Annotated in this window: 25 protein-coding genes and 1 riboswitch; of the genes, 11 read left to right on the top strand and 14 right to left on the bottom strand. The window is 73.4% G+C overall.

Annotated features, from left to right (window positions below):
* Positions 1–275 precede the first annotated feature (275 nt).
* A riboswitch (TPP riboswitch) is annotated at positions 276–387 on the top strand.
* The 5 genes from thiO to ACFZA0_RS04035 all read left to right on the top strand — a co-directional run bounded on the left by thiO (position 385) and on the right by ACFZA0_RS04035 (position 5559).
* A complete protein-coding gene (thiO, locus tag ACFZA0_RS04055) occupies positions 385–1575 on the top strand; it encodes a glycine oxidase ThiO (protein WP_391010816.1) in 1191 nt (396 codons plus the stop codon). Its footprint overlaps the riboswitch before it by 3 nt.
* Positions 1572–1772 (top strand): sulfur carrier protein ThiS, encoded by a 201-nt coding sequence (thiS, locus tag ACFZA0_RS04050; RefSeq protein WP_391010813.1) that lies wholly within the window; start codon positions 1572–1574, stop codon positions 1770–1772. Before thiO ends, thiS begins: the two co-directional genes overlap by 4 nt.
* A 2-nt stretch (positions 1773–1774) precedes the next feature.
* Entirely contained in the window at positions 1775–2569 is a 795-nt protein-coding gene (locus ACFZA0_RS04045) for a thiazole synthase (RefSeq protein WP_391010810.1), read from the top strand.
* A 139-nt stretch (positions 2570–2708) separates the two neighbouring features.
* Positions 2709–4631: a Stk1 family PASTA domain-containing Ser/Thr kinase gene (gene pknB / locus ACFZA0_RS04040; RefSeq protein WP_391010807.1), complete on the top strand. Its 1923-nt coding sequence runs from the start codon at positions 2709–2711 to the stop codon at positions 4629–4631.
* 34 nt (positions 4632–4665) lie between these two features.
* Positions 4666–5559 (top strand): deoxyribonuclease IV, encoded by an 894-nt coding sequence (locus ACFZA0_RS04035; protein WP_391010804.1) that lies wholly within the window; start codon positions 4666–4668, stop codon positions 5557–5559.
* Positions 5560–5580: 21 nt separating this feature from the next.
* Here the strand turns inward: ACFZA0_RS04035 and ACFZA0_RS04030 are convergent, their stop codons facing one another.
* The gene (locus ACFZA0_RS04030) at positions 5581–6213 is read right to left on the bottom strand and encodes a molybdopterin-dependent oxidoreductase (protein ID WP_391010801.1); all 633 of its coding nucleotides are present in this window, start codon (positions 6211–6213) and stop codon (positions 5581–5583) included.
* A 197-nt stretch (positions 6214–6410) separates the two neighbouring features.
* Here ACFZA0_RS04030 and bfr point away from each other — a divergent pair, with 197 nt between their 5' ends.
* Complete coding sequence (gene bfr / locus ACFZA0_RS04025) at positions 6411–6920, top strand: bacterioferritin (protein ID WP_391010798.1); 510 nt, start codon at positions 6411–6413, stop codon at positions 6918–6920.
* A gap of 29 nt (positions 6921–6949) precedes the next feature.
* Here bfr and ACFZA0_RS04020 read toward each other — a convergent pair whose 3' ends face one another.
* Both ACFZA0_RS04020 and ACFZA0_RS04015 read right to left on the bottom strand, forming a co-directional pair.
* Positions 6950–7255, bottom strand: coding sequence for a (2Fe-2S)-binding protein (locus ACFZA0_RS04020; protein WP_391010795.1), 306 nt, complete (start codon positions 7253–7255; stop codon positions 6950–6952).
* Positions 7256–7430: 175 nt separating this feature from the next.
* The gene (locus ACFZA0_RS04015; protein ID WP_391010792.1) at positions 7431–8783 is read right to left on the bottom strand and encodes a class II 3-deoxy-7-phosphoheptulonate synthase; all 1353 of its coding nucleotides are present in this window, start codon (positions 8781–8783) and stop codon (positions 7431–7433) included.
* A gap of 106 nt (positions 8784–8889) precedes the next feature.
* Here ACFZA0_RS04015 and ACFZA0_RS04010 point away from each other — a divergent pair, with 106 nt between their 5' ends.
* Both ACFZA0_RS04010 and ACFZA0_RS04005 read left to right on the top strand, forming a co-directional pair.
* A complete protein-coding gene (locus tag ACFZA0_RS04010; protein WP_359709449.1) occupies positions 8890–8946 on the top strand; it encodes a trp operon leader peptide in 57 nt (18 codons plus the stop codon).
* A gap of 146 nt (positions 8947–9092) precedes the next feature.
* On the top strand, positions 9093–11027 hold the full coding sequence (locus ACFZA0_RS04005) for a chorismate-binding protein (protein ID WP_391011824.1): 1935 nt from the start codon (positions 9093–9095) through the stop codon (positions 11025–11027).
* Here the strand turns inward: ACFZA0_RS04005 and ACFZA0_RS04000 are convergent.
* From ACFZA0_RS04000 to ACFZA0_RS03980, 5 genes are all read right to left on the bottom strand, one after another.
* The gene (locus tag ACFZA0_RS04000) at positions 10976–11974 is read right to left on the bottom strand and encodes an NAD(P)-dependent oxidoreductase (protein ID WP_391010789.1); all 999 of its coding nucleotides are present in this window, start codon (positions 11972–11974) and stop codon (positions 10976–10978) included. The two genes, ACFZA0_RS04005 and ACFZA0_RS04000, sit on opposite strands and share 52 nt — an antisense overlap.
* Before the next feature lie 118 nt (positions 11975–12092).
* Positions 12093–13121 carry an ATP-dependent 6-phosphofructokinase gene (locus ACFZA0_RS03995; RefSeq protein WP_391010786.1) on the bottom strand — a complete coding sequence of 343 codons (1029 nt, stop codon included), beginning with the start codon at positions 13119–13121 and terminating at the stop codon, positions 12093–12095.
* Between the two features lie 146 nt (positions 13122–13267).
* Positions 13268–13915 (bottom strand): response regulator, encoded by a 648-nt coding sequence (locus tag ACFZA0_RS03990; RefSeq protein ID WP_391011821.1) that lies wholly within the window; start codon positions 13913–13915, stop codon positions 13268–13270.
* 83 nt (positions 13916–13998) lie between these two features.
* Entirely contained in the window at positions 13999–15219 is a 1221-nt protein-coding gene (macS, locus tag ACFZA0_RS03985; RefSeq protein ID WP_391010783.1) for a MacS family sensor histidine kinase, read from the bottom strand.
* A 204-nt stretch (positions 15220–15423) separates the two neighbouring features.
* Entirely contained in the window at positions 15424–16185 is a 762-nt protein-coding gene (locus tag ACFZA0_RS03980) for a 1-acyl-sn-glycerol-3-phosphate acyltransferase (RefSeq protein ID WP_391010780.1), read from the bottom strand.
* A 183-nt stretch (positions 16186–16368) separates the two neighbouring features.
* Here ACFZA0_RS03980 and ACFZA0_RS03975 point away from each other — a divergent pair, with 183 nt between their 5' ends.
* Positions 16369–17148, top strand: a complete 780-nt coding sequence (locus ACFZA0_RS03975) for an alpha/beta fold hydrolase (RefSeq protein ID WP_391010777.1) — start codon at positions 16369–16371, stop codon at positions 17146–17148.
* Positions 17141–17737 (top strand): hypothetical protein, encoded by a 597-nt coding sequence (locus ACFZA0_RS03970; protein ID WP_391010774.1) that lies wholly within the window; start codon positions 17141–17143, stop codon positions 17735–17737. The genes ACFZA0_RS03975 and ACFZA0_RS03970 overlap by 8 nt, the downstream gene beginning before the upstream one ends.
* Positions 17738–17788: 51 nt before the next feature.
* On the opposite strand, the gene ACFZA0_RS03965 is transcribed toward ACFZA0_RS03970, so the two are convergent.
* The 6 genes from ACFZA0_RS03965 to ACFZA0_RS03940 all read right to left on the bottom strand — a co-directional run bounded on the left by ACFZA0_RS03965 (position 17789) and on the right by ACFZA0_RS03940 (position 22984).
* The gene (locus ACFZA0_RS03965) at positions 17789–18547 is read right to left on the bottom strand and encodes an endonuclease/exonuclease/phosphatase family protein (protein WP_391010771.1); all 759 of its coding nucleotides are present in this window, start codon (positions 18545–18547) and stop codon (positions 17789–17791) included.
* Positions 18548–18716: 169 nt separating this feature from the next.
* The gene (locus ACFZA0_RS03960; protein ID WP_391010768.1) at positions 18717–19670 is read right to left on the bottom strand and encodes an ROK family glucokinase; all 954 of its coding nucleotides are present in this window, start codon (positions 19668–19670) and stop codon (positions 18717–18719) included.
* Between the two features lie 54 nt (positions 19671–19724).
* The gene (locus ACFZA0_RS03955) at positions 19725–20237 is read right to left on the bottom strand and encodes a DUF5304 family protein (protein WP_391010765.1); all 513 of its coding nucleotides are present in this window, start codon (positions 20235–20237) and stop codon (positions 19725–19727) included.
* Positions 20238–20312: 75 nt separating this feature from the next.
* Positions 20313–21488, bottom strand: coding sequence for an ArsA-related P-loop ATPase (locus ACFZA0_RS03950; protein WP_391010762.1), 1176 nt, complete (start codon positions 21486–21488; stop codon positions 20313–20315).
* Between the two features lie 109 nt (positions 21489–21597).
* Complete coding sequence (locus ACFZA0_RS03945; protein WP_391010760.1) at positions 21598–22080, bottom strand: SRPBCC family protein; 483 nt, start codon at positions 22078–22080, stop codon at positions 21598–21600.
* 103 nt (positions 22081–22183) lie between these two features.
* Positions 22184–22984 (bottom strand): metallophosphoesterase, encoded by an 801-nt coding sequence (locus ACFZA0_RS03940; protein ID WP_391010757.1) that lies wholly within the window; start codon positions 22982–22984, stop codon positions 22184–22186.
* 301 nt (positions 22985–23285) lie between these two features.
* On the opposite strand from ACFZA0_RS03940, the gene ACFZA0_RS03935 reads away from it, so the two are divergent.
* A complete protein-coding gene (locus tag ACFZA0_RS03935; RefSeq protein WP_391010754.1) occupies positions 23286–25082 on the top strand; it encodes an AMP-binding protein in 1797 nt (598 codons plus the stop codon).
* Positions 25083–25134 lie beyond the last annotated feature (52 nt).

Here is a 25134-nt window from a genome sequence, read left to right as displayed (position 1 = left end):
CCGACGCGCCGTACCCGTCCCGCCGCCCGTCCACGACTGCCACTGCCGTCTCCTTCGCCCGTACCCGGCCGCCGGGGACTCCCCGCGGCCCACGCCGACGAGCGCCCGTACGCCGTGGTCCGCCGGTGGTCGGCCGCGCGTGACGGAGATCGGGCGGTCGCTGTCCGCCTACCCGGTGAACGTTCCCGTACGGCACCACAGGGCCGCCGGAGCGCGGAGCGCGCGCCGGGGGCGGCTCCCCGGGGCGCCGGGCGGCGGGGCTAGGGTGGTTTCCGAAGAGCACACGCGGGAGTCCGGGCGCACCGGGCTGAGAGGGAGGCTGGCGGCCTCCGACCGTACGAACCTGATCCGGGTCATGCCGGCGAAGGGAGGGGCTGGACACCCATGTCGACATCCGTATCCGTCGCACCATCCGCTGTTCCGTCGTCCGACGTCCTGGTCGTGGGCGGTGGCGTCATCGGCCTGGTCACGGCCTGGCGGGCGGCCCAACGCGGCCTGTCCACCGCCGTGCTGGACCCCGGGCCGGGCGGCGGCGCCGCGCAGGTGGCCGCCGGGATGCTCGCGGCCGTCACCGAACTGCACCACGGCGAGCAGACGTTGCTCGGTCTCAACCTCGAATCGGCGCGCCGCTACCCGGAGTTCGCCGCCGAGCTGACGGACTGCACGGGGCACGACCTCGGGCACCGCCGGTGCGGCACGCTGGCCGTGGCGCTGGACGCCGACGACCGCGCGCACCTGCGCGAACTGCACGTCCTGCACAACGCGTCGGGGCTCGGCTCCGAGTGGCTGTCCGGACGGGAGTGCCGCCGCCTGGAGCCGATGCTGGCGCCGGGCGTGCGCGGCGGGCTGCGGGTGGACGACGACCACCAGATCGACCCGCGGCGGCTCGCGGCGGCGCTGGTCGTGGCGTGCGAACGGGCGGGGGTGGTGTTCCACCGGGTGTGGGCCGAGCGGCTCACCGTGGCGCGGGGCCGGGCGACCGGCGTGCTCGGCGCGGACGGCACGGCGTTCGCCGCCGGCCAGGTCGTGCTCGCGGCGGGTTCCCTGAGCGGGCGGCTCGCGGGGGTGCCCGCCGAGGCGCTGCCGCCGGTACGGCCGGTGAAGGGGCAGGTGCTGCGGCTGTCCGTGCCCGCGCGGTACGCGCCGTTCCTGAGCCGGACGGTACGGGCGGTGGTGCGCGGCAGCCAGGTGTACCTGGTGCCCCGGGAGAACGGCGAACTGGTGGTCGGGGCGACCAGCGAGGAGTTGGGCTGGGACACGACGGTGACCGCGGGCGGCGTGTACGCGCTGCTGCGCGACGCGCACGAACTGATCCCCGGCATCACGGAGTTGCCGCTGACCGAGACCCGGGCGGGACTGCGCCCCGCCTCCCCCGACAACGCGCCGCTGCTCGGCCCCACCGCGCTGCCCGGCCTGCTGCTGGCCACCGGGCACCACCGCAACGGCGTGCTGCTCACCCCGGTCACCGGCGACGTCCTCGCCCACGTCCTGACCACGGGCGAACTCCCGGAGCTGGCACGGCCGTTCACCCCGCGAAGGTTCCGGACCGCGGACCGGGCGGTGCAGCCCGCGTGAACGTCACCGTGAACGGGGAGCCCCGCGAGGTCGCGCCCGGCACCGCCCTCGACACCGTCGTGCGGTCCCTCACCCCGGCGCCCTCGGGCGTGGCCGCCGCCCTCAACGAGACCGTCGTCCCGCGCACCCGGTGGGCCGCCACCGCGCTGCGCGAGGGCGACCGCGTCGAAGTCCTGACCGCAGTCCAGGGAGGCTGACCGTGGCTGACGATCCCTTCGTCCTCGGCGGTACGACGTACTCGTCCCGCCTGATCATGGGCACGGGCGGGGCACCCAGCCTCGACGTGCTGGAACGCGCCCTGGCGGCGTCCGGGACCGAGCTGACGACGGTCGCGATGCGGCGCGTCGACCCCTCGGTGAACGGCTCGGTGCTCTCCGTCCTGGAGCGGCTGGGCGTGCGGGTGCTGCCGAACACCGCCGGCTGCTTCACGGCCGGCGAGGCGGTGCTGACCGCCCGCCTCGCGCGCGAGGCGCTCGGCACGGACCTGGTCAAGCTGGAGGTCGTCGCCGACGAACGCACCCTGCTGCCGGACCCGGTGGAGACCCTGGAGGCGGCGGAGACGCTGGTCGACGACGGCTTCACGGTCCTGCCGTACACGAACGACGACCCGGTGCTCGCGCGGCGGCTGGAGGACGTGGGGTGCGCGGCGGTGATGCCGCTCGGCTCCCCCATCGGTTCCGGGCTCGGCATCCGCAACCCGCACAACTTCCGGCTCATCGTCGAGCACGCGCGCGTCCCGGTGATCCTGGACGCCGGGGCGGGCACCGCGTCGGACGTGGCGCTGGCGATGGAGCTGGGGTGCGCGGGTGTGATGCTCGCCTCGGCGGTGACCCGCGCGCGGGAGCCGGTCTTGATGGCGGAGGGCATGCGGCACGCGGTCCTGGCGGGCCGGCTGGCCCGGCGGGCGGGCCGCATCCCGCCCCGCCACTTCGCCGAGGCGTCGTCCCCCGCCGAGGGCCTGGCACGGCTCGACCCGGAGCGCCCCGCCTTCTGACCGGACGCCCCCGGGGCCGGCGCCGGTGCCCGCCCGGGAGCGGCGGCCGTGTGCGGTCCGCGTCACAGGACGGCTTCAAGAAGGGTCCCGAAACGGGCGAAGGGGCGGCCAAACGGGCGACGGATCGTACACTCCCTGGGTGGACACGACCCTGGAAGACCCTCTCGTCGGCCGCGTGCTGGACGGCCGGTACCGCGTCGACGCGCGGATCGCCGTCGGCGGCATGGCCACGGTCTACCGGGCCGTGGACCTGCGCCTCGACCGCGTCCTCGCGCTCAAGGTGATGCATCCGGCGCTCGCCGCCGACGGGTCGTTCGTCGACCGGTTCATCCGCGAGGCGAAGTCGGTCGCCCGGCTCGCGCACCCGAACGTCGTCCAGGTCTTCGACCAGGGCACCGACGGCGGTTACGTGTACCTCGCCATGGAGTACGTCGCCGGCTGCACCCTGCGCGACGTGCTGCGCGAGCGCGGGGCGCTGGCGCCGCGCGCCGCCCTGGACATCCTGGAGCCGGTGCTCGCGGCGCTGGGGGCCGCGCACCGGGCGGGGTTCGTGCACCGCGACATGAAGCCGGAGAACGTCCTGATCGGGGACGACGGCCGGGTCAAGGTCGCCGACTTCGGCCTGGTGCGGGCCGTGAACACCGTCACCGACACCACCGGCACGGTCCTCGGCAGCGTCTCGTACCTCGCGCCCGAGCAGATCGAGCACGGCTCCGCCGATCCCCGCGTCGACGTGTACGCGTGCGGTGTCGTCCTCTACGAGATGCTGACCGGCACCAAGCCGCGCCGCGGCGACTCCCCCGCGCAGATCCTCTACCAGCACCTCAACGAGGACGTGCCGCCCCCGTCGGCGGCCGTCCCGGGGCTGCCCGCGGAGCTGGACCGGCTGGTCGCCGAGGCCACCGCGCGCACCGCCGCCGTTCGTCCGCGCGACGCGGCGGCACTGCTCGCCCGGGTCCGCGAGACGCGGATCGTGCTCGGCATGGGCGACTCGGACGAGCCGGCACCGCCCGCCGCGGTGGCCGGCCGCGACATCGCCGGGGACCGCACGAGCGTGCTCCCGATGCCGCCGCCCGCCGCGCACCCCACACCCGCGTACGGCACCGGCGGCCCCGACGACGTGAACCGGACCAGCGTGCTCGGTTCCGTGGCCCCGCTGCCGCCGCGCCACTCGCGGTCCCGGCGCGGGTTCGTGGCGCTGGTGACCGCGGTGCTGCTGGTGCTCGGGCTGGGCGCGGGCGTCTGGTACATCAACTCGGGCCAGTTCACGAAGGTCCCGCCGCTGCTGGCCAAGACCGAGGCGCAGGCCCGGGACCGGCTGTCCGACGACGGCCTCGACGTCAAGCGCGTGCGGCACGAGTACAGCGACACCGTGCGGCGCGGCCAGGTCGTCGGCACCGACCCGGCCGCCGGCGCCCGCATCCGCCGCAACGACGGCGTGGTGCTGACCGTCTCGGACGGCCCGGAGACGGTGAAGGTCCCCGACCTCGCCGGTACCGGTCTGGCCGCCGCGCGCGCGGAGCTGAAGGAGAAGGGGCTCGCGCCGGGCATGGTCACCCGGGAGTTCAGCGACGACGTGCCCCGGGGTTCCGTGGTGCGCACCGACCCGGACGCGGGCACCACCCGGCACGCGGGTTCCGCGATCGCGCTGACCGTCAGCAAGGGCAGCCCGGTGGACGTGCCCGACGTCACGGGCGAGGACCTCGACGACGCGAAGGCGGACCTCGCGGACGCGGGCCTGAAGGTCGAGGTCGCCACCGCCGAGGTCACCTCCGAGTACGACAAGGGCCAGGTCGCGCGGCAGTCCCCGGACAGCGGTGCCGAGGCGGCCGAGGGCGACACCGTGACCCTGACCGTGTCCAAGGGGCCCGAGATGGTCGAGGTGCCGGACGTGGTCGGGGACAGCGTCGACGAGGCGACCGAGACCCTCCAGAACGCGGGCTTCGACGTGGACGAGGACCGCGGGCTGCTCGGCCTGTTCGGCGACACCGTCAAGGCCCAGTCCGTCGACGGCGGCGACACCGCGCCCAAGGGGTCCACGATCAAGATCACGATCCGCTGACCTGCGTGCCGCGCGGGCGTGGCACCCTTGACCGGTGACCAGTCCGCACTCCCCCGCCCTCGCGCCCGGCGCCCCGCGCAACCCCGTCGGGGGCCACGTCCCGGTGGCCGGCGGCCTCAGCTCGGTCGGCCTCGCCTACGCCCGCGACCTGGGCGCCGAGGCCGTACAGGTCTTCGTGGCGAATCCGCGTGGGTGGGCCACACCGGCCGGGAACCCGCGCCAGGACGAGGCGTTCCGCGCGGCCTGCGAGGCCGGGTCGATCCCCGCGTACGTGCACGCCCCGTACCTGATCAACTTCGGGTCGCACACGGAGGCGACCGTGGAGAGGTCGGTGGAGTCGCTGCGGCACTCGCTGCGCCGGGGCCGTGAGATCGGCGCGCTCGGCGTGGTCGTGCACACCGGCAGCGCCACCGGGGGCCGCCCCCGCGAGGTGGCGCTGGCCCAGGTCCGCGCGCACCTGCTGCCGCTTCTGGACGAGCTGACCCACGACGACGACCCGTACCTGCTGCTGGAGTCCACCGCGGGGCAGGGCTCGTCGCTGTGCTCCCGCACCTGGGACTTCGGCCCGTACTTCGACGCGCTGGACGCCCACCCGAAGCTGGGCGTCTGCCTGGACACCTGCCACATCTACGCGGCCGGGCACGACCTGGCCGGGCCGGACGGGGCGCACAAGACCCTGGACATGCTGGTGGACACCGTGGGCGAGGGGCGGCTGCGGCTGATCCACGCCAACGACTCCAAGGACGTGACGGGCGCGCACAAGGACCGGCACGAGAACATCGGCGCCGGGCACATCGGCGAGGACCCGTTCCGCGAGCTGATGCGGCACCCGGCGACCGCGGGCGTCCCGCTGGTCATCGAGACCCCGGGCGGCAAGGAGGGGCACGCGGCGGACGTGGCCCGGCTGAAGCGGCTCCGGGACGGCTGACCGTCCGGCGGCACGGCCGGGTCAGAGACCGGGGCCGTCGCCCGCCTCCTCCTGGTACGAGTAGCGCTGCTCCCGCCAGGGGTCGCCGATGTTGTGGTAGCCGCGCTCCTCCCAGAAGCCGCGGCGGTCGGCGGTCATGTACTCGATGCCGCGGACCCACTTGGGGCCCTTCCACGCGTACAGGTGCGGGACGACGAGGCGGAGCGGGAAGCCGTGCTCGGCGGTCAGCAGTTCGCCGTCCTTGTGGGTGGCGAACACCGTGCGCCCGTCCTCGAAGTCGGCCAGGCGCAGGTTGGCGCTGTAGCCGTACTCGGCCCACACCATCACGTGGGTGACGGCCGCGGCGGGCGGCGCGGTCCTGAGGATGGTCCGGGCGGCGACCCCGCCCCACTCCGAGCCGATCATGCTGAACTTCGTCACGCAGTGCAGGTCGGCGACGACCGTCTCGTACGGGAGGGCGGTGAACTCGTCGTGGTTCCAGCTGCGCTTGTCACCGTCGGCGGTGGCGCCGAAGACCCGGAAGTCCCAGCGCTCGGGACGGAACTTGGGCACCGGCCCGTAGTGCGTGACCGGCCAGCCGCGTTGCAGGCGCTGGCCCGGCGGCAGCTCGGGCCCCACCCCCTGCCCTGACGCACGCTCCTCCGGTCGAACCATGACTCCATCCTGACAGACCGGGGAAGGCGCACAGAATCGGGCGCCGGGGCGCCTCCCCATCACCTCAACCACTACTAAGCATGCGTTTACTTACTAAGTATGCACTTACTGGACGATCTTCCCGGCCGGTGCAATAGTGCGGCCTCGGCACTGCCTGACGACCCCCGACTCCACCCCCGCTGGAAGGAGCCTCTGCGATGCAGGGCGACCCCGAGGTCATCGAATTCCTGAACGAGCAGCTGACCGCCGAGCTCACGGCGATCAACCAGTACTTCCTGCACGCCAAGCTGCAGGACCACAAGGGCTGGACGAAGCTCGCGAAGTACACCCGCTCCGAGTCCTTCGACGAGATGCGGCACGCGGAGATCCTCACCGACCGCATCCTGCTCCTGGACGGCCTGCCGAACTACCAGCGGCTCTTCCACGTCCGCGTGGGCCAGACCGTCACCGAGATGTTCAAGGCGGACCGCGAGGTCGAGGTCGAGGCGATCGACAGGCTGCGGCGCGGCATCAAGGTCATGCGCGAGAAGAACGACATCACGTCGGCGAACATCTTCGAGGCGATCCTGGCCGACGAGGAGCACCACATCGACTACCTGGAGACGCAGCTCGACCTCGTCGAGCAGCTCGGCGAGTCGCTGTACCTGTCGACGCTCATCGAGCAGACCCAGCCGGACGCCTCGGGTCCGGGCACCGGCAGCCTCTAGGTTCCGCGGGCCCCGGGCGGGGCGGCCGGCTACGCCGCTTCGGGATACGCGGCGGGGCGGGGCCCGGCGGGCAGGACCGGCGTCTGCGGCAGTGACGGCGCCTGCGGCTGTACGGGTGACGGCGGCAGCTCGGTGAAGGCCGGGCGGCCCTCCTCGACGAGCTCGCGGCGCGGGCAGGCGTCCCGGCCCAGCAGGGCCTGGATGCGGCGCACGCAACGGCCGCAGTCGGTACCGGCCTTGCAGGCCGACGCGACCTGGCGGGGCGTGCAGGCACCGTTGTCCGCGTGCTGCTTGACCTGTTCCTCGGTCACACCGAAGCAGTTGCAGACGTACACGCGGGCTCACCTCCCGTCGGGACCTGTGGTTCGCCGTCCCGAAGCTCGGTGAGGCTAACCTAACCTTACCCGGGGCACAGATCGCGCAAAAGCGGGGTGGGGTGCGGATCGCATGTGATCCGCACCCCACTTCGCGTTCCGGCCGCCCGGCCCGGCGTCCGCCGGGCCACGGCGGCTACTGGTCGCGGTACATCTCGGCGACGAGGAAGGCCAGGTCGAGCGACTGGCTGCGGTTCAGCCGCGGGTCGCAGGCCGTCTCGTAGCGCTGGTGCAGGTCGTCGACGAAGATCTCGTCGCCGCCGCCCACGCACTCGGTGACGTCGTCGCCGGTGAGCTCGACGTGGATGCCGCCCGGGTGGGTGCCGAGGCTCTTGTGCACCTCGAAGAAGCCCTTGACCTCGTCGAGCACGTCGTCGAAGCGGCGCGTCTTGTGCCCGGAGGCCGCCTCGTAGGTGTTGCCGTGCATCGGGTCGGTGACCCACGCGACGACCGCGCCGGACGCGGTGACCTTCTCCACCAGCTCGGGCAGCCGATCGCGGACCTTGTCCGCGCCCATGCGCACGATGAAGGTGAGCCGGCCCGGCTCGCGCTCCGGGTCCAGGCGCTCGACGTACTGGAGCGCCTCCTCGGCCGTGGTCGTCGGGCCGAGCTTGATGCCGATCGGGTTGCGGATGCGGGAGGCGAACTCCACGTGCGCGTGGTCGAGTTGGCGGGTGCGCTCACCGATCCACACCATGTGGCCCGAGACGTCGTACAGCTCGCCCGTGCGGGAGTCGACCCGGGTCAGGGCCGACTCGTAGTCGAGCAGCAGCGCCTCGTGCGAGGAGTAGAACTCGACGGTCTTGAACTCCTCCGGGTCGGTGCCGCAGGCCCGCATGAAGTTCAGCGCGCTGTCGATCTCCCGGGCGAGCTGCTCGTAGCGCTGGCCGGAGGGGGACGACTTCACGAAGTCCTGGTTCCAGGCGTGCACCTGGCGCAGGTCGGCGTAGCCGCCGGTGGTGAAGGCGCGCACCAGGTTGAGCGTGGAGGCGGACGCGTTGTACATCCGCTTCAGGCGCTCGGGGTCCGGGATCCGCTCGGCCTCGGTGAAGGCGAAGCCGTTGACGGAGTCGCCGCGGTAGGTGGGCAGCGTCACACCGTCGCGGGTCTCGTCCGGCTTCGAGCGGGGCTTGGAGTACTGGCCGGCGATACGGCCGACCTTCACGACCGGCACCGACGCGGCGTACGTGAGGACGGCACCCATCTGGAGCAGCGTCTTGAGCTTCGCCCTGATGTGCTCGGCGGACACCGCGTCGAAGGACTCGGCGCAGTCGCCGCCCTGGAGCAGGAACGCCTCGCCGCGCGCGACGGCGGCCATCCGGGCACGGAGCTGGTCGCACTCGCCGGCGAACACCAGCGGCGGATAGGTCTCCAGCTCGGCGATCACATCGCGCAGAGCCTCGGCGTCCGGGTACTCGGGCTGCTGCGCCGCGGGCAGGTCTCGCCAGGTGTTCCCGGCGCTGGCGCTGGTCTTCACGTTCACGGTCACCCCGCAAACATTACGGGGTCGTGTCGGTGGTTCTGTCCGCCGCTCGACTGGTGAGACACGCGGCACAGCCCGCGGAACGCACGCAGCGTGTTGTAGGGTGCACCGCATGTTCGCGCACTCGACCCGCTCCTGGTGGTGGACCGCTCATCCGGCGGCCCGCTGACTGCGCGTACTCGAACGCTTCGCGAAGGCCGCCCCGAGGGGCGGCCTTCGGTGTTTCCGCGGCCGTTCCTCCCCGCTCCGTACGTCACGTGGTGAACCACGGACCCGCACGGAATCCGCACGGAAGAGGAACCGCCGATGACACCCGTGGACCTGCCCCGCCTCCTGGCGGGCGACGACCGCCCGTTCGCCCTGCTGCACCGCCGCGCCCCCGGCCACGACCCGGACACGGTCGAACTGCTGATCGGCCCGGTCACCACCCGCGAGCGGCTCGCCGACCTGCCGGACACCGGTCTCGCGCTCGTCCCGTTCCGGCAGATCCGCGAGCGGGGCTTCGACGTCCGGGACGACGGGACGCCGCTGGCCGTGCTCGAACCGGAGGAGACGTACACGTTCGCGCTCGCCGACGTGCTCGGCGCCCTGCCGGGGCACCGGGTGCGGGTCGAGGACGGCGGGTTCGACGTCGCCGACGAGGAGTACGCGGAGATCGTCGGCCGGGTGCTGCGCGACGAGATCGGGCGCGGCGAGGGCGCGAACTTCGTGATCCGGCGCACCTACGGCGGCCGGATCGCGGACTTCTCGCGGGCCGACGCGCTCGCCCTGTTCCGGCGGCTGCTGGCGGGCGAACGGGGAGCGTACTGGACGTTCGTGGTGCACACCGGCGAGCGGACGCTGGTGGGCGCGAGCCCCGAGGTGCACGTGCGGATGTCCGGCGGCACGGTCGTCATGAACCCGATCAGCGGGACCTACCGCTACCCGGCCGAGGGCCCGACGCCCGAGCACCTGCTGGAATTCCTCGCCGACGGCAAGGAGGTGGAGGAGCTGTCGATGGTCGTCGACGAGGAGCTGAAGATGATGTGCACCGTCGGCGACCGGGGCGGTGTCGTCGTCGGGCCGCGGCTGAAGGAGATGGCGCACCTCGCGCACACCGAGTACGAACTGCGCGGCCGGTCCTCGCTGGACGTGCGGGAGGTGCTGCGCGAGACGATGTTCGCGGCGACGGTGACCGGGTCGCCGGTGCGCAACGCCTGCCGGGTCGTCGAGCGGTACGAGCCCGCCGGGCCGGACGGCGCGGGCCGCGGCTACTACGCCGGCGCGCTGGCGCTGCTGGGCCGGGACGCGGGCGGGGCGCAGACCCTGGACTCGCCGATCCTGATCCGTACGGCGGACATCGCGGCCGACGGACGGCTGCGGGTGTCGGTGGGCGCGACGCTGGTGCGCGGCTCGGACCCGGCGGCCGAGGTCGCCGAGACGCACGCGAAGGCGGCGGGCGTCCTCGCCGCCCTCGGAGTGGTCCCCGCCCGCCCGCGTCCGGCGCGGGCCCCGGCCCGGCTGGCGGACGACCCGCGCGTACGGGCCGCGCTGGACGGACGCCGGGCGGCCCTCGCCCCGTTCTGGCTGCGGATGCGGGGCGCGGCGGCCGAGGCCGCCCCGGCCGTCGCCGCCGAGCCCGCCGCGCACGCACTGGTGGTCGACGCGGAGGACACGTTCACCGCGATGCTCGCCCACATGCTGCGCTCCTGCGGGCTGGCCGTGACCGTGCGCGCGTTCGACGAACCCGGGCTGCGGGCGGCCGTGCTCGCGCACGACGGCCCGGTCGTGCTGGGCCCCGGCCCCGGCGACCCGTCCGACACGGCCGACCCCCGGATGCGGTTCCTGCGGGCGCTGACCGCGGAGGTGATCGCGGGCGGCCGGCACGGGGTGCTCGGCGTCTGCCTGGGGCACGAGCTGATCGCGGCCGAGCTGGGGCTGCCCGTCGTCCGCAAGGCGGTGCCCTTCCAGGGCGCGCAGGTGGAGGTCGACCTGTTCGGGCGCCGCGAGACCGTCGGCTTCTACAACAGCTTCGTGGCCCGGTGCGACGACGAGGCCGCCGCCGAACTCGCCGCGCACGGCGTCGAGGTGAGCCGCGACGCGAACGGCGAGGTGCACGCGCTGCGCGGGCCGGGCTTCGCCGGGGTGCAGTTCCACCCCGAGTCGGTGCTCACCCTCGACGGGGTGACGCTGGTGCGGGACCTGACGGAGCGGCTCGGTCAGCTCTCGCGCGGCACCAGGACGTTCGCCGAGCGGCGGCCCGCCAGGTAGTCGAGGACGTTGTCGACCGTGGTCGCGACGATCTGCGAGACCGCCTCCACCGTGTAGTAGGCCTGGTGCGAGGTGACCAGGACGTTGGGGAAGGTGACGAGGCGGGCCAGGGTGTCGTCGTCGACGGCGTCCAGGGACCGGTCGACGAAGAACAGGCCCGCCTCCGCCTCGTAGACGTCGAGACCGACGCCGGTGAACCGGCCCTCGCGCAGTTCGGCGACCAGGGCCTGCGAGTCGACGAGGCCGCCGCGGCTGGAGTTGACGAGGATCGCGTCGTCCTTCATCGACTTCAGCGCGGCGGCGTCGATCAGGCGCTCCGTGGCCGGCATCAGCGGCACGTGCAGGCTGATCAGGTCGGACTCGGCGAGCAGGTGCTCCTTGGACACGTACCGCATGCCCAGCTCCATGCACGCCGGGTTCTCGGCGACGTCCCAGCCCAGCAGCTTCATGCCGAAGCCGTGCGCGATGCGGGCGAAGGCCTCGCCGATCTTGCCGGTGCCGAGGACACCGGCGGTGCGGCCGTGCATGTCGCGGCCGAGCAGTCCGTCGAGGCGGAAGTCGAAGTCGCGGGTGCGGGTGGAGGCCCGCACCACGCGGCGGTTGACGGCCATCGCCAGGGTCCAGGCGAACTCGGCGACCGAGTACGGCGAGTAGGACGAGACCCGGGCGACCGTGATGCCGAGGTGCTCGGCGACCGGCAGGTCGATGTTGTTGAACCCGGTGGAGCGCTGGGCGATCATCCGCGTCCCGCCGGCCGCGAGGGTCTTCAGGACGGGCGCGCCCAGGTCCGCGTTGACACTGGTGGAGACGACCTCGTGGCCGCTGGCGATGGGCGCGGTGTCCTCGTTGAGGAACACGTCGAGGCAGCGGACCTCGTGGTGGTCCTGGAACGCCGCCTCGATCAGGGGTTTCTCGTCCGCCTGCACGCCGAAGGCGAGGATCTCCACGTCGACTCCCGTTCCGCTGCCGCACCGTATCCGGTAGGAATACGCCGAATATACGACTTCGGGGGCGAGTCCGCCGTCGACCGGTGACCGCTGGCCCTTGACCGTTGACCGTTGACCGTCAGCCGAAGAAGACGCCGACCTCCTCGTACAGCTTCGCGTCGACCGTCTTCAGTTCGGAGATCGCGTCCACGATGGGGACGCGGACGATGTCGGTGCCGCGCAGCGAGACCATCCTGCCGAAGTCGCCGTCGCGCACGCAGTCGATGGCGTGCAGCCCGAAGCGGGTGGCGAGCCACCGGTCGAACGCGCTGGGCGTGCCGCCGCGCTGCACGTGCCCGAGGACCGTGGTGCGGGCCTCCTTGCCGGTGCGCTTCTCGATCTCCTCGGCCAGCCACTCCCCCACGCCGGACAGCCGGACGTGCCCGTACGAGTCGAGCGCCTGGTGCTTGAGCACCAGGTCGCCGTCCCGCGGCACGGCGCCCTCCGCGACGACCACGATCGGCGCGTACGAGGCCCGGAACCGGGAGGTGACCCAGGCGCACACCTGGTCGACGTCGAAGGGCCGCTCGGGGATGAGGATGACGTTCGCGCCGCCCGCCAGCCCCGAGTGGAGGGCGATCCAGCCGGTGTGCCGGCCCATCACCTCGACGACCAGGACGCGCATGTGGGACTCGGCGGTGGTGTGCAGCCGGTCGATGGCCTCGGTGGCGATGCCGACGGCGGTGTCGAAGCCGAAGGTGTAGTCGGTGGCGGAGAGGTCGTTGTCGATCGTCTTCGGGACCCCGACGCACGGCACCCCGTACTCGGTGTACAGCCGCGCCGCGACGCCCAGCGTGTCCTCGCCGCCGATCGCTATGAGCGCGTCGACCTCCATGCCGGCGAGGGTGTCCTTGATCCGGCGCGCCCCGTCGGCCTCGGTGAACGGGTTGGTGCGGGAGGAGCCGAGGATGGTGCCGCCGCGCGGCAGGATGCCGCGCACGGAGGGGATGCCGAGCGGTACCGCGATCCCTTCGAGGGGGCCGCGCCAGCCGTCGCGGAACCCGGTGAACGCGTATCCGTACTCCTGGACGCCCTTGCGGACGACGGCCCGGATGACGGCGTTGAGTCCGGGGCAGTCGCCGCCACCGGTCAGTACTCCCACGCGCATTGGAACGTCCCTTCGCCGCGGATGCCTGGTGAAGGTCACGCTAATGGTGACCCACGTCACATGGGCATGCCCGGGACGGTCAATTCCTCCGCAATGTCCGAGAGTTGATCTACGTGACGGTCAACCGCCTTTTGTCGGACGGCTGTTCACGCCTCGTCGAGGCCGCGCTCGATGGCGTACCGGACCAGCTCCACCCTGTTGTGCAACTGCAGCTTGCCCAGGGTGTTCTGGACGTGGTTCTGCACCGTGCGGTGCGAGATCACCAGGCGCTCCGCGATCTGCTTGTAGCTCAGGCCCTTGGCGACCAGGCGCAGCACCTCGGTCTCGCGGTCGGTCAGCCGGGGCGCCCCGGGCTCGTTCGTGTCGGGCGCGGGGGCGGGTTCGGCGGCGAGCCGCCGGTACTCGCCGAGCACCAGCCCGGCCAGGCCCGGGGTGAAGACGGGGTCCCCGACCGCCGTACGGCGCACGGCGTCGATGAGTTCCGCGGTGGACGCGGACTTCACCAGGTAGCCGGTGGCGCCCGACTTGACCGCCTCCAGCACATCGGCGTGCTCGCCGCTCGCGGAGAGCACCAGGACGCGCAACGACGGGTCGGCGGCCACGAGTTGGCGGCAGACGCGGACGCCCGGCAGCAGCGGCAGGTTCAGGTCGAGGACGAGCACGTCGGGCTTGGCGGCACCGGCCCGGCGCACCGCCTGCTCCCCGTCGCCCGCCGTGGCCACGACGTCGAGGCCGGCCTCGGCCAGGTCGCGGGCGACGGCGTCGCGCCACATGGGGTGGTCGTCGACCACCATCACCCTGACCGGGCCGCGCCGCCCGGTCTCCTCGCCCTGGTCGCCCTGGTCGCCCTGGTCGCGCTGTTCGCGCCCGTCCGTCGTCATCGCCGTTCCGCCTTCCCCCGGGGGGCCTTCGGTAGTTTCAGTTCGACCTCGGTGCCCTGGCCCGGCACCGACACCAGTTCGGCACTGCCGCCGAGGTCGCGCAGCCGCCCCCGGATCGACAGGGCCACGCCGAGCCGGCCCTCGCCCTCGGCCTGCGCGAGCCGGCCGTCGGGGATGCCGGGGCCGTCGTCGCGCACGGTGACGACGATCTCGCCGGGCTCGTCCTCGACCAGGATCCACGACCGGGCGCCCGTTCCGGCGTGCCGGCGGACGTTGTCCAGGGCGGCCGCGACGGCCGCCGCGAGTTCCGCCGCCGCGGGCGGTGCCAGCAGCACCGGGGCACCGGGTTCGGCCAGGCTGACGTCCGTGGTGACGTGCCGGGCCAGCAGGGCGCGCAGGTCGACGGGTTCGCCGTCGTCGGCGGGGGGCCGGCCGGACGCGGTGCGCCCGGAGGGGTCCGCGACGGCGCCCGCCCCGCGGGGCACCGGGACCATCGCCCCGGACACCAACGTCCGCAGCGCCGCCTCCTGTTCGCCCGCCATGCGGCCCAGCTCGGCGGCCTCCCCGCCGATGACCGCGCCCCGGCGCTGCACCATCGCCAGCACCTGGAGGACGCCGTCGTGGATGTCGCGCGCGAGGCGCTCCCGCTCGCGGGTGGCGGCCTGGATCTCCAGGGCGCGGGCGAGGGTGCGCTCGGAGGCGCGGGCCACCTCGACGACGTAGCCGATGGCGATGGACGCGACCCACACGAGGAGCACGTTGTGCAGGGTGTCGCGGGCCGGGGCGCCGCGCTCCACGAGGTTGGCCAGCGCGACCGCGGTCGACGCGAACGCCGCCCACCGCCAGCCGCCCTTGACCGCGAACGCGAGCACCGAACCGGCGGTCCATATCGACGGCAGGGTCGGGCCGCCGGCCACGATGTGCTCGTGGGAGTAGGCGTACCTGGTGAGCAGGATGCCGGCCACGGCCAGCCCCAGGTCGGCGGCGAGGAACCACCTGGCGCACGCCGCCGCGTTCGCGACCCGGGGCAGCGTCGCCAGGGTCCACACGAACAGCACGGCGAAGTAGCCCGCCGCCGTCCAGGGGTGCGGGTAGTCCTCGGTGGCGGTGGCGAACAGACCGATGGCGTACAGCATGGTCAGCACGCGGTAGCCGGCGAGCGCGCGCCACAGCGGCTGCTCCACCGACATCCTGATGACTCTGTCCTGCTCGGGCATGTCCCCCACCCCGTCGCGTCCCCCGTGCCGGCCTGTCCCGGCCCCGGCGGGCCCGTCCTCGTGGGACAGAGCACCCACGGTGCCCCCTGATGCACCGGCGCCCCACCGCCCGCCGCGCACCGCTCACCGCCGGATGACGTCAACCATCGTACGAGGCAGGGAAGTTGCTCCCGGAGGCGGCAGGGCCGGGGCGGCCACGGAAGGTCAGGCCGCCTGCCCGGGGCCGGCGTCCTTCGCGTCCTTCTCCGCCCTCTCGGCCTTCTCCGCCTTCTCGGCCTTCGCCGCCTCCGCGATCCGGCGCTTGGCGGCCGTCGCGTAGATGTCGACGTACTCCTGGCCGGACAGCCGCATGATCTCGTACATCACCTCGTCGGTCAGCGCGCGCAGCACGAACCGGTCGTGCTCCATGCCCTCGTACCGGCTGAAGTCGAGGGGCCTGCCGATCCGGATGCCGGGCCGCATCACCTTGGGCAGCACCTTGCCGGGCGGCTGGATCTTCTCCGTGTCGATCATCGCCACCGGCACGACGGGCGCGCCGGACGCGAGCGCCACGCGCGCGAGGCCGCCGGGCTTGCCCCGGTAGAGCCGGCCGTCCGGCGAACGGGTGCCCTCCGGGTAGATGCCGAACAGCTCGCCGCGCTCCAGGACCTCCACCCCGCTGCGGATCGCGGCCTCACCCGCGCCGCGTCCGCCCGAACGGTCCACCGGGAGCTGTCCGACCCCCTTGAAGAAGGCGGCGGTCAGCCGTCCCTTGACTCCCGGGGTGGTGAAGTACTCGGCCTTCGCGATGAAGGTCACCTTGCGGTCGAGGACCGCGGGCAGGAAGAACGAGTCGGAGAACGAGAGGTGATTGCTCGCCAGGATCGCGGGCCCCTCCGCGGGCACGTTCTCCAGGCCTTCCACCCAGGGCCTGAAGGTGACCTTCAGCGCTCCTCCGACGGATACCTTCATCGCGCCGTACAACACCCGCGTGCCTCCTGTGTCGGTAGCTCAGACCTTAACCCGCCTGCCCCCGAAGAGCCGGACGACCCTGGTCGGTGTCAGTGCGGTCGCGTACGGTGAAGTACCTGCATTTCGACCTGCCGCCGTTCCCCGTCCGATTTCCCGCGCCCGCCGCGCGCGCGTCCTCCAACGAACAGGAGACCGAAGGTGCCGGTCCTTCCTGGAGCCGAGCCGTTCCGCCACGAGGGCGGGGAGGTCGGTGTCCTGCTCTGCCACGGTTTCACCGGTTCCCCGCAGTCGCTGCGCCCCTGGGCGCGGTACCTGGCCGGCCACGGCCTCACCGTCTCGCTGCCGCTGCTGCCCGGTCACGGCACGCGCTGGGAGGACATGCAGCTCACCGGCTGGCCCGACTGGTACGCGGAGGTCGACCGCGAGCTGCGCCGGCTGACCGACCGCTGCGCCCGGGTGTTCGTGGCGGGCCTGTCCATGGGCGGCGCGCTGGCGCTGCGGCTGGCCGCCCGGCACGGGGACGCCGTGGCCGGCGTGGTCGTCGTCAACCCGGCGAACAAGCTGCACGGCCTGTCCGCGTACGCCCTTCCGGTGGCCCGGCACCTCGTCCCCTCGACGAAGGGCATCGCGAGCGACATCGCCAAGGAGGGTTCGCAGGAGCTCGGGTACGACCGGGTGCCGCTGCACGCGGCCCACTCGCTGCGTGCCTTCCTGCGCACCGTCGACCGTGAACTGCCGCAGGTCACCCAGCCGCTGCTGCTGCTGCACAGCCCCCGGGACCACGTGGTTCCGCCCGCCGACTCCGCCCGCGTCCTCGGCCGCGTCTCGTCCACCGACGTGACGGAGATCCTGCTGGAACAGAGCTACCACGTCGCGACGTTGGACCACGACGCGGACCGGATCTTCGAGGAGAGCCTCGCGTTCATCGGCCGGCTCGCGCCCAGCGTCGGCAAGGAAGGGACGGCCGCAGGTGGCTGAGCAGAACTCGGACCGTGAGGACCGCGAAGACCGCGAGGACCGCGACAAGCACGAGCCCGCGGCCGAGGAGAAGGCGGTCCCGTTCGACGAGGAGGCGGCGTGGGCCGCGATCGTCGCCGGGTACGGCCAGGAGCCGCCGGACCCGCCGGGTGCCCGGCCCTACGCGTCCGTCGAGGACCTCGCGGCCCGGGAGACGGGCAAGGCCGACAAGGCCGGCAAGGCCGACGACGAGGAGGCCGGGCCGAAGCCCGCGCTGGGCGGTTCGGTCGCCTTCGCGCCCGGGGTCGGCCCGCGCGACCACTCCCCGGCGGAACCCTCCGACGACGACGCGCACGACGACGACAGTCACTTCGTACCGCCGGAGCCCCCGCCGCTGCCCGCCGCCGACACCACCGCCAAGTTCGCCTGGCTCGCGGTGCTCGGCGGGCCCGTGCTGCTCCTGCTCGCCGTGCTGCTGCGCTGGGACATGACGTGGTGGCTGGCCACGCTCGGCGTCGGCGGCTTCCTCGGCGGCTTCAGCACCCTGGTGACCCGGATGCGCACGGACGACGAGGACGGCGACGACCCCGGCCGCGGCGCGGTGGTCTGACCCTCCGGCAGGACCGCGGGCGCGGCGGCCGGGGCGCGCGCCCGCCCCCGCTCAGTTCGCCGGGACGCGGAGCGCCGCCAGCACCGGGAGGTGGTCGGTGGCCGCCGCGAGGTCCGCGCGCGTCACACCGGGCAGGCCGGTCGGCACCCCGCAGCCCAGCACCTCGACGCCCGGCGAGGCGAAGACCGCGTCGATGCGCTGCCGGGGCGCGGCCGGCGTCGACGTGTACTCGCCGCCCCAGGGCGTGGTGGCCCAGCCGTCCTGGAGGGAGTCGGCGAGGCGCCGGAAGGTGGCCCCGTCGGGGCGTTCGTTGAGGTCGCCGCCGGCCACCACGTGGTCGACGCCCATGCCGGCGAGCCGGTCGAGCAGCATCCCGCCCTGCGCGTACCGCTCGTCCTTCCGCAGGCTCAGGTGACAGCTCAGCACGCCGATCCGGGCGCCCCCGAACCGGACCACGGCCGTGGCGAACCCGCGGCGGTGCTGGCCCGGGGTGAGCGGCAGCAGGACGTCCTCGGTGCGCTCGACGGTGGCCCGCAGCGAGCAGAGCAGCGCGGGCCCGGCGGCCGTGCCGCCGCCGGAGAGGATCACCTGTCCGGAGGCCGCGGCGAGGCGGGCCAGCTTCTTGCGCCAGCGGAAGAAGCGGGGGGCCTCCTGGACGAGCACCAGGTCGGGGGCGCAGGCACCGATCACGCGGGCGAGCGCGGCGGTGTCGTCCCGCATCGAGCGGACGTTGTAGCTGAGTACCCGGACGACGGCGGAACCGTCGGACTCGGTGCGGGACTCGGGAAGCAGCGTGGTGGTCGTCGCCATGGCGATCAAGATACGCGGTGCCCGTGCCCGTCCCGCCGCTCGGTCCCGCCTCCCGCGCGCGGCCCCGCCGCCGGGCTCCCGTACCGCCGTACGGCCGCGCCCGCCACCCCGTGCGGGGTGGCGGGCGCGGCCGTACGGTGCCGGGGACGCGCGTGCGTCCCCCGCCGGGTCACATGACCGGGTCGGGCTCCCGGGCCAGGTCCGCGGCGCCGACCATGCCGGCCTTGTTGCCGAGCTTGGCGGCGATCACGTCGGCCACGGGGCGCCAGTTGCCGCCCACCAGCCAGCGCTTGTACGACTTGCGGATCGGGTCGAGCACCAGCTCGCCCTCGTCGGAGAGGCCGCCGCCGACGATGAACGCGGAGGGGTCGAACAGCGAGGCGAGGTCCGCGAGGCCGGCCCCGGCCCAGCGGGCCAGCTCGCGGTAGGAGTCGACCGCGACCGGGTCGCCCTGCCGGGCCGCCATGGAGATGTGCTTGCCCTCGATGCCGTCCGGGTCGCCGTCGCCCAGGGACAGCAGCAGCTCGGCGTTCTCCGGGGTGGCGTTGGCGCGCTGCTTGGCGTACCGGACGAGCGCGCGCCCGGAGGCGTACTGCTCCCAGCAGCCCTGCGAGCCGCAGCCGCACAGCAGACCGTCCGGCACCATGCGGATGTGGCCGAACTCGGCGGCGACGCCGAAGTGGCCGCGGCGCAGCTTGTTGCCGATGATGATGCCGCCGCCGAGGCCGGTGCCGAGGGTGATGCAGATGACGTTGCGGTGCCCCTTGCCGGCGCCGAACTTGTACTCGCCCCAGGCCGCGGCGTTGGCGTCGTTCTCCACGACGACCGGAAGGCCCACGCGGCCCTCGACCTTCTCCTTCAGCGGCTCCTGGCGCCAGTCGATGTTCGGCGCGAAGTAGACGGTGGAGCGCTGCCGGTTGACGTAACCGGCCGCACCGATGCCCACGCCGACGATGTCGTGCCCCGCGCGTGCGCCCTCCACCGCCGAGGCGATGGCGTCCACGATCGCCTCGGGCGTGGTGGGGGTAGGCACCTTGAAGGTCGAAAGGATGTTGCCTTCCTCGTCGACCACGCCGGCCGCGATCTTGGTGCCGCCGATGTCGACGCCGATGGTGAGTCCCATGAATCCCTCAGTTCCGGTCGAGCCCCGCTACGGCCAACCGTACCCGAGGGGGGCTCAGTCCAAGTCGATGCGCTCCCCCGGACCGGCGTCGTCGCCGTCGTCGCGGCGGGACTCCGGCGGGGCGGTGGGCCGCGGGCCGGAGGCACCGGTGTCGGCGGCGCGGGCCGTCCAGCGCTCCTCCTGCTTCTGGACGGCCGAGCGGTAGGCGGCGAGGATCTCGTTGCCCGCGGCGGCCAGGTGGTCGAAGACGTCCGGGTTGCGCTCGATGACGGGCTCGACCGCCGCCTTCGCCTGCTGGACGACCTGCCGGACCATCTGCTGGGCGGCGCCCTGTGTCGCGGCGCCGAGCAGCGGCGAGCCGGCGGAGGAGAGCGACGTGAGTCTGTCGGCGACCGTGTCGACGAGCCGGCGCAGTTCCTCGGCGGCCGAGCCGGGCGGCGGCCCGTGCTGCCCGCGGCGGCGGGCCTTCTCCTGCGCGAGGTCCTCGGCGCACGCGGTCGACCACGCGTCCGCGTCGAAGGCCGCGCCGTCGTCCGGCGTGGGGCGCTCTTCGCGCTCTTCGCTCATGAGGGGCTCCTGACGGCTCCTGACTGGTCCTGCAACGGATGCCCCTTCGACGTTACCCGAACGGCGGCCGGCGGTTCACCGTGTCTTCGGCCAGAGATCCGGGTCCGGGGCGAACCGCACACGCAGGGTGCCGTCGCGCAGCCCCGCGCCGTCCACCGCGCACCGGCGCAGGGCCGACGGCAGGGCGAGGACGCGGCGGAACTGCCCGGCGGTGACGACGAGTTCGTCGCCGCGCCGGACCAGGTCGAGGTCCTCGCGGGTGACGCCGGGCAGCGGGAGGTGCCACACGAGCATCCGCTCGGCGCCGGTGCCGTCGCCGTCGGTGACGGGCCACTCGACCGGGGCGGTGTCCGGGTTGACGGCGGGCACCGCGAGCGCCGCGAGGTCGTCGGTGCCGCGGGGGTCGCGGCCCAGGTGAGCGACGCGGTGCACGGGGTGCGTCTCATGCCATTCGTCCAGGGTCTTGCGCTGCTGGGCGGCGAGGCAGGCGGCCCAGGTGTCCGCCGTCGCCTCGGGCAGGACGCGGTTGGCGGCCACCGACTCGACCGGCAGGCGGCGCAGGGCGAAGCCAAGGGCGGCCTCGCGGACCGCGTCCGCACCGGCCGGGCCGGGCTCGGCGACCAGCCGGACGGCGGTGCCCGGGTCGGCGACGACGGCCTCGACGGCGGCCAGTTCGACGTCCCAGCGGGCGACGGCCTCGTACAGCCCCTCGGTCGGCATGGGCACCCCGGCGAGGCGGCCGAGCACCGGGCGCAGGGCGCGGGCGGCCTGCCGTTCGGGCGGCAGCAGCCGGCGCAGGTAGCGGCGCAGTTCCTCGGGCAGGGCGAGCAGGGCGAGGGCCTGCGGGGCCGGCGGCAGGTCGACGACGAGGAGGTCGAAGGTGTCGGAGAGGGCGGCGTCGCGCAGGGCGCGCAGCAGGGCGAGTTCCTCGGCGCCGGGCAGCGGCGTGAGTTCGTCGGCGTCGAGACGGGAGGCGCCGAGCAGGCCGAGCGCGGAGGCGGCGCGGTCCTGGAGCGCGGTGAGGTCCTCGCGGAAACGAGCGGCGGCGTCCGGGCGCCAGGCCGACAGCGTGGGCGTCACGGCGACGGGGTCGCCGCCGGTTCCGACGCCGAGCACCGCGCCCAGGGTGTCCGTGCGGTCGGCGCTCAGGACGAGGGTCCGGGTGCCTTCGCCGGCCGCCGCCAGGGCGACGGCCGCGGCGATGGTCGTACGGCCCGAGCCGCCGGGCCCGGTGATCAGGAGGGTGCGCATGGGGGTGACGCTATCGAAGGCGCCGGGGGCGTCCCCGACCCCGGCCCGGCCCCGGGGGCGTCCGGGGCCGGTCGCGGCCGGCCGGGGAGACCGCCGGGGCCGACGCCCCCTACTTCTCGCCCGGTTCCGCCGAGGCCGCCGGGGCGTCGCCCCGGCCGCCCGACTCGACCCGCTTCTTCAGGCCGGCCAGCGCGCGGTCGATGATGACCTTCTCCGCCTTGCGCTTGATCATCCCGAGCATCGGGATCTTGACGTCGACGGTGAGGCGGTACGTGACCTCGGTGGCACCCGCGCCCGCGGCCCGCAGCAGGTAGGAGCCGTCGAGGGAGCGCAGCATCTGGGACTTGACCAGGGTCCAGGACACCTCGTCGGGCCCGGTCCAGGTGTACGCGAGGGTCTGGTCGTCCTTGATGGCGCCGGCGTCCATGACGAGGCGCACCTGTTCGGCGCGGCCCTGTTCGTCGGTCCTGAGGACCTCCGCCTCCTTCACCTCGCCGGTCCAGTCCGGGTAGCGCGCGAAGTCGGCGATCACCCCCATCACGTCGGCCGGTGCCGCCTCGATCGTGATGCTCGAACTGGTGTGTTCCGCCATCGGTGTGGCTCCTCCGGATGCGGGCGGTGCGACGTGAATGCGCACGTGTGTGCAGCGTGAAGGCTACCGCGCAGGGCGGCGGCCGACGTCACCCCGTCCGCGCTCACCATTCCATGACCCACGGCCTTCCCGACCGGGCGAAGTGGCCGACGTTGACGCACTCGGTGGAGCCGACCCGCATGCGGCGGACCAGCGGCTGGTGGACGTGGCCGAAGAGCGAGTAGCGGGGGCGGGTGCGGCGGATGGCGTCGAGCAGGGCCCGGCTGCCGCGCTCGAAGCGGCGGGCGACGGTGTCGTACACCAGCTCGGGCACCTCCGGCGGGATGTGCGTGCACAGCACGTCGACCTCGCCGACCGCCTCGATCTTCGCCGCGTACTCCTCGTCGCCGATCTCGTACGGGGTGTTCATCGGGGTGCGCAGGCCGCCGCCGACGAAGCCGAAGACGCGGCCGCCGATCTCCACCCGCTCCCCGTCGAGGACGGTGGTGCCGGGCCGGGCGAACTCGGGCCACAGCGGCGGCACGTCGACGTTCCCGTAGGTGGCGTAGGTCGGGGTGGGGAAGGCGGCGAACAGTTCGGCGTACTGGCGGCGGATCGCGCCCTCCATGGCGGTGGCGCGGTCCACCTCCAGCCCGGCCCACAGCCCGGCGCCGAACTCGCGGGCCTCCGCGAAGCGGCGGGCGGTGCGCAGCTCGACGATGCGGTCCGCGTTGGCCTCGCCGAAGAGGTCGGGGAAGATGCCGCGCGAGTGGTCGGCGTAGTCGAGGAAGAGGATGAGGTCGCCGAGGCAGACCAGGGCGTCCGCGCCCTCCCCCGCCCTGGCCAGGTCGGTCGCGTTTCCGTGCACGTCGCTGACCACGTGGACGCGGGTCCCCGCGCGGTCGCGGGCGGGTGTGGGAGACATGGCGATCAAGAGTAGGCGCGTGCGGCATTTGTGAACAGGGGCGGCCGGACCTGCGATTACTGGCTCGCCCGAAAGGCCGTCGACTACTGTGCGCGCTGGAGAACCCGTCCGTGTGACGCAGCGAACATCTCGCCGGGACCCCCTGTCGCGGTGGCCATACCGACCGGTAACGTCCAGGCAGTCCAGTCGTGCTCAGTCGTCGTCCGGTTCCTCGGACCCCCGGAGCACCTGCCCGAGCCTTGGACCGCACCGTCGCATCACACAACGTCGTGGCGCCGGCGCACTATGAGGAGCAGCAGTCTTGCGCGAGTTCAGCCTTCCCGCTTTGTACGAGGTCCCCGCGGACGGCAACCTGACCGACATCGTCCGCCGCAACGCCGCGCAGCATCCCGAGGCTGCCGTCATCGCCCGCAAGGTGGACGGTGTGTGGCGGGACGTGAACGCCGCCGACTTCCTCACCGAGGTGCGCACCGCCGCCAAGGGGCTCATCGCCTCCGGTGTGCAGCCGGGCGACCGGGTCGGTCTGATGTCGCGCACCCGGTACGAGTGGACCCTGCTGGACTTCGCGATCTGGAGCGCGGGCGCGATCACCGTGCCCGTGTACGAGACCAGTTCGCCGGAGCAGGTCGAGTGGATCCTCTCCGACTCGGGCGCGACCGCGTGCGTGGTGGAGCTGGACGGCCACGCGGCCACCGTCGAGTCGGTGCGCGAGAGCCTGCCCGTCCTCAAGCACGTGTTGCAGATCGAGGCCGGCGGTGTCGAGGAACTGGGGCGCCTCGGCGCGGACATCACCGACGCGGCCGTCGAGGAACGCAGTTCGATCGCGAAGGCGGACGACCCGGCCACCATCGTCTACACCTCCGGCACCACGGGCCGCCCGAAGGGCTGCGTGCTGACCCACCGCAGCTTCTTCGCCGAGTGCGGCAACATCGTGGAGCGGCTGCGCCCGCTGTTCCGCATGGGCGAGTGTTCGGTGCTCCTCTTCCTCCCGCTGGCGCACGTCTTCGGACGCCTGGTGCAGATCGCGCCGATGATGGCGCCGATCAAGCTGGGCTGCGTCCCGGACATCAAGAACCTCACCGACGAACTGGCGTCCTTCCGGCCGACGTTGATCCTCGGTGTGCCGCGCGTCTTCGAGAAGGTCTACAACTCGGCGCGCGCCAAGGCGCAGGCGGACGGCAAGGGGAAGATCTTCGACCGCGCGGCGGACACCGCGATCGCGTACAGCCGCGCGCTCGACACCCCCTCCGGCCCGTCCCTCGGCCTGCGCGTCAAGCACGCGGTCTTCGACCGGCTCGTCTACAGCAAGCTGCGCGCGGTCCTCGGCGGCCGGGGCGAGTACGCGATCTCCGGCGGCGCCCCGCTCGGCGAGCGGCTCGGCCACTTCTTCCGCGGCATCGGCTTCTCGGTCCTGGAGGGCTACGGGCTGACCGAGTCCTGCGCGGCCACCGCCTTCAACCCGTGGGACCGCCAGAAGATCGGCACGGTCGGCCAGCCGCTGCCCGGTTCGGTGGTGCGCATCGCGGACGACGGCGAGGTGCTGCTGCACGGGGAACACCTGTTCAAGGAGTACTGGAACAACCCGGCGGCGACCGCGGAGGCGCTGGCCGACGGCTGGTTCCACACCGGGGACGTCGGCACCCTCGACGAGGACGGCTACCTGCGGATCACCGGCCGCAAGAAGGAGATCATCGTCACGGCGGGCGGCAAGAACGTCGCCCCCGCGGTGATCGAGGACCGCATCCGGGCGCACGCGCTGGTCGCGGAGTGCATGGTGGTCGGCGACGGACGGCCGTTCGTGGGCGCGCTGGTCACGATCGACGAGGAGTTCCTCCCGCGCTGGGCCGCCGAGCACGGCAAGCCGGCCGGGTCCACGGCCGCGTCGCTGCGCGAGGACCCCGATCTGGTCGCGGCGGTCCAGTCGGCGGTGGACGACGGCAACTCCGCCGTCTCCAAGGCCGAGTCGGTGCGCAAGTTCCGGGTGCTGGGCTCGCAGTTCACCGAGGAGTCGGGCCACCTGACACCGTCGCTGAAGCTCAAGCGCAATGTCGCGGCGAAGGACTTCGCGGACGAGATCGAGGCGATCTACCGCAAGTAGCCCCGCGCGAGCGGGACATGACGGCCCGTCAACCACCGCACGGGGACGGGCC

The organism is Streptomyces sp. NPDC008150 (assembly GCF_042956945.1).
GTDB lineage: Bacteria > Actinomycetota > Actinomycetes > Streptomycetales > Streptomycetaceae > Streptomyces.
The sequence above is the reverse complement of the archived record's forward strand: the minus strand, read 5'-3'. Positions and strand labels throughout refer to the sequence as shown.

Bases quoted from the DNA above. Each gene is read 5' to 3' on its own strand.
- thiO (WP_391010816.1), top strand. From the start codon at position 385: ATGTCGACATCCGTATCCGTCGCACCATCCGCTGTTCCGTCGTCCGAC.
- ACFZA0_RS04030 (WP_391010801.1), bottom strand. From the start codon at position 6,213: ATGGTTCGACCGGAGGAGCGTGCGTCAGGGCAGGGGGTGGGGCCCGAG.
- bfr (WP_391010798.1), top strand. From the start codon at position 6,411: ATGCAGGGCGACCCCGAGGTCATCGAATTCCTGAACGAGCAGCTGACC.
- ACFZA0_RS03995 (WP_391010786.1), bottom strand. From the start codon at position 13,121: ATGCGCGTGGGAGTACTGACCGGTGGCGGCGACTGCCCCGGACTCAAC.
- ACFZA0_RS03990 (WP_391011821.1), bottom strand. From the start codon at position 13,915: ATGGTGGTCGACGACCACCCCATGTGGCGCGACGCCGTCGCCCGCGAC.
- macS (WP_391010783.1), bottom strand. From the start codon at position 15,219: ATGCCCGAGCAGGACAGAGTCATCAGGATGTCGGTGGAGCAGCCGCTG.
- ACFZA0_RS03965 (WP_391010771.1), bottom strand. From the start codon at position 18,547: ATGGCGACGACCACCACGCTGCTTCCCGAGTCCCGCACCGAGTCCGAC.
- ACFZA0_RS03960 (WP_391010768.1), bottom strand. From the start codon at position 19,670: ATGGGACTCACCATCGGCGTCGACATCGGCGGCACCAAGATCGCGGCC.
- ACFZA0_RS03955 (WP_391010765.1), bottom strand. From the start codon at position 20,237: ATGAGCGAAGAGCGCGAAGAGCGCCCCACGCCGGACGACGGCGCGGCC.
- ACFZA0_RS03950 (WP_391010762.1), bottom strand. From the start codon at position 21,488: ATGCGCACCCTCCTGATCACCGGGCCCGGCGGCTCGGGCCGTACGACC.
- ACFZA0_RS03945 (WP_391010760.1), bottom strand. From the start codon at position 22,080: ATGGCGGAACACACCAGTTCGAGCATCACGATCGAGGCGGCACCGGCC.
- ACFZA0_RS03940 (WP_391010757.1), bottom strand. From the start codon at position 22,984: ATGTCTCCCACACCCGCCCGCGACCGCGCGGGGACCCGCGTCCACGTG.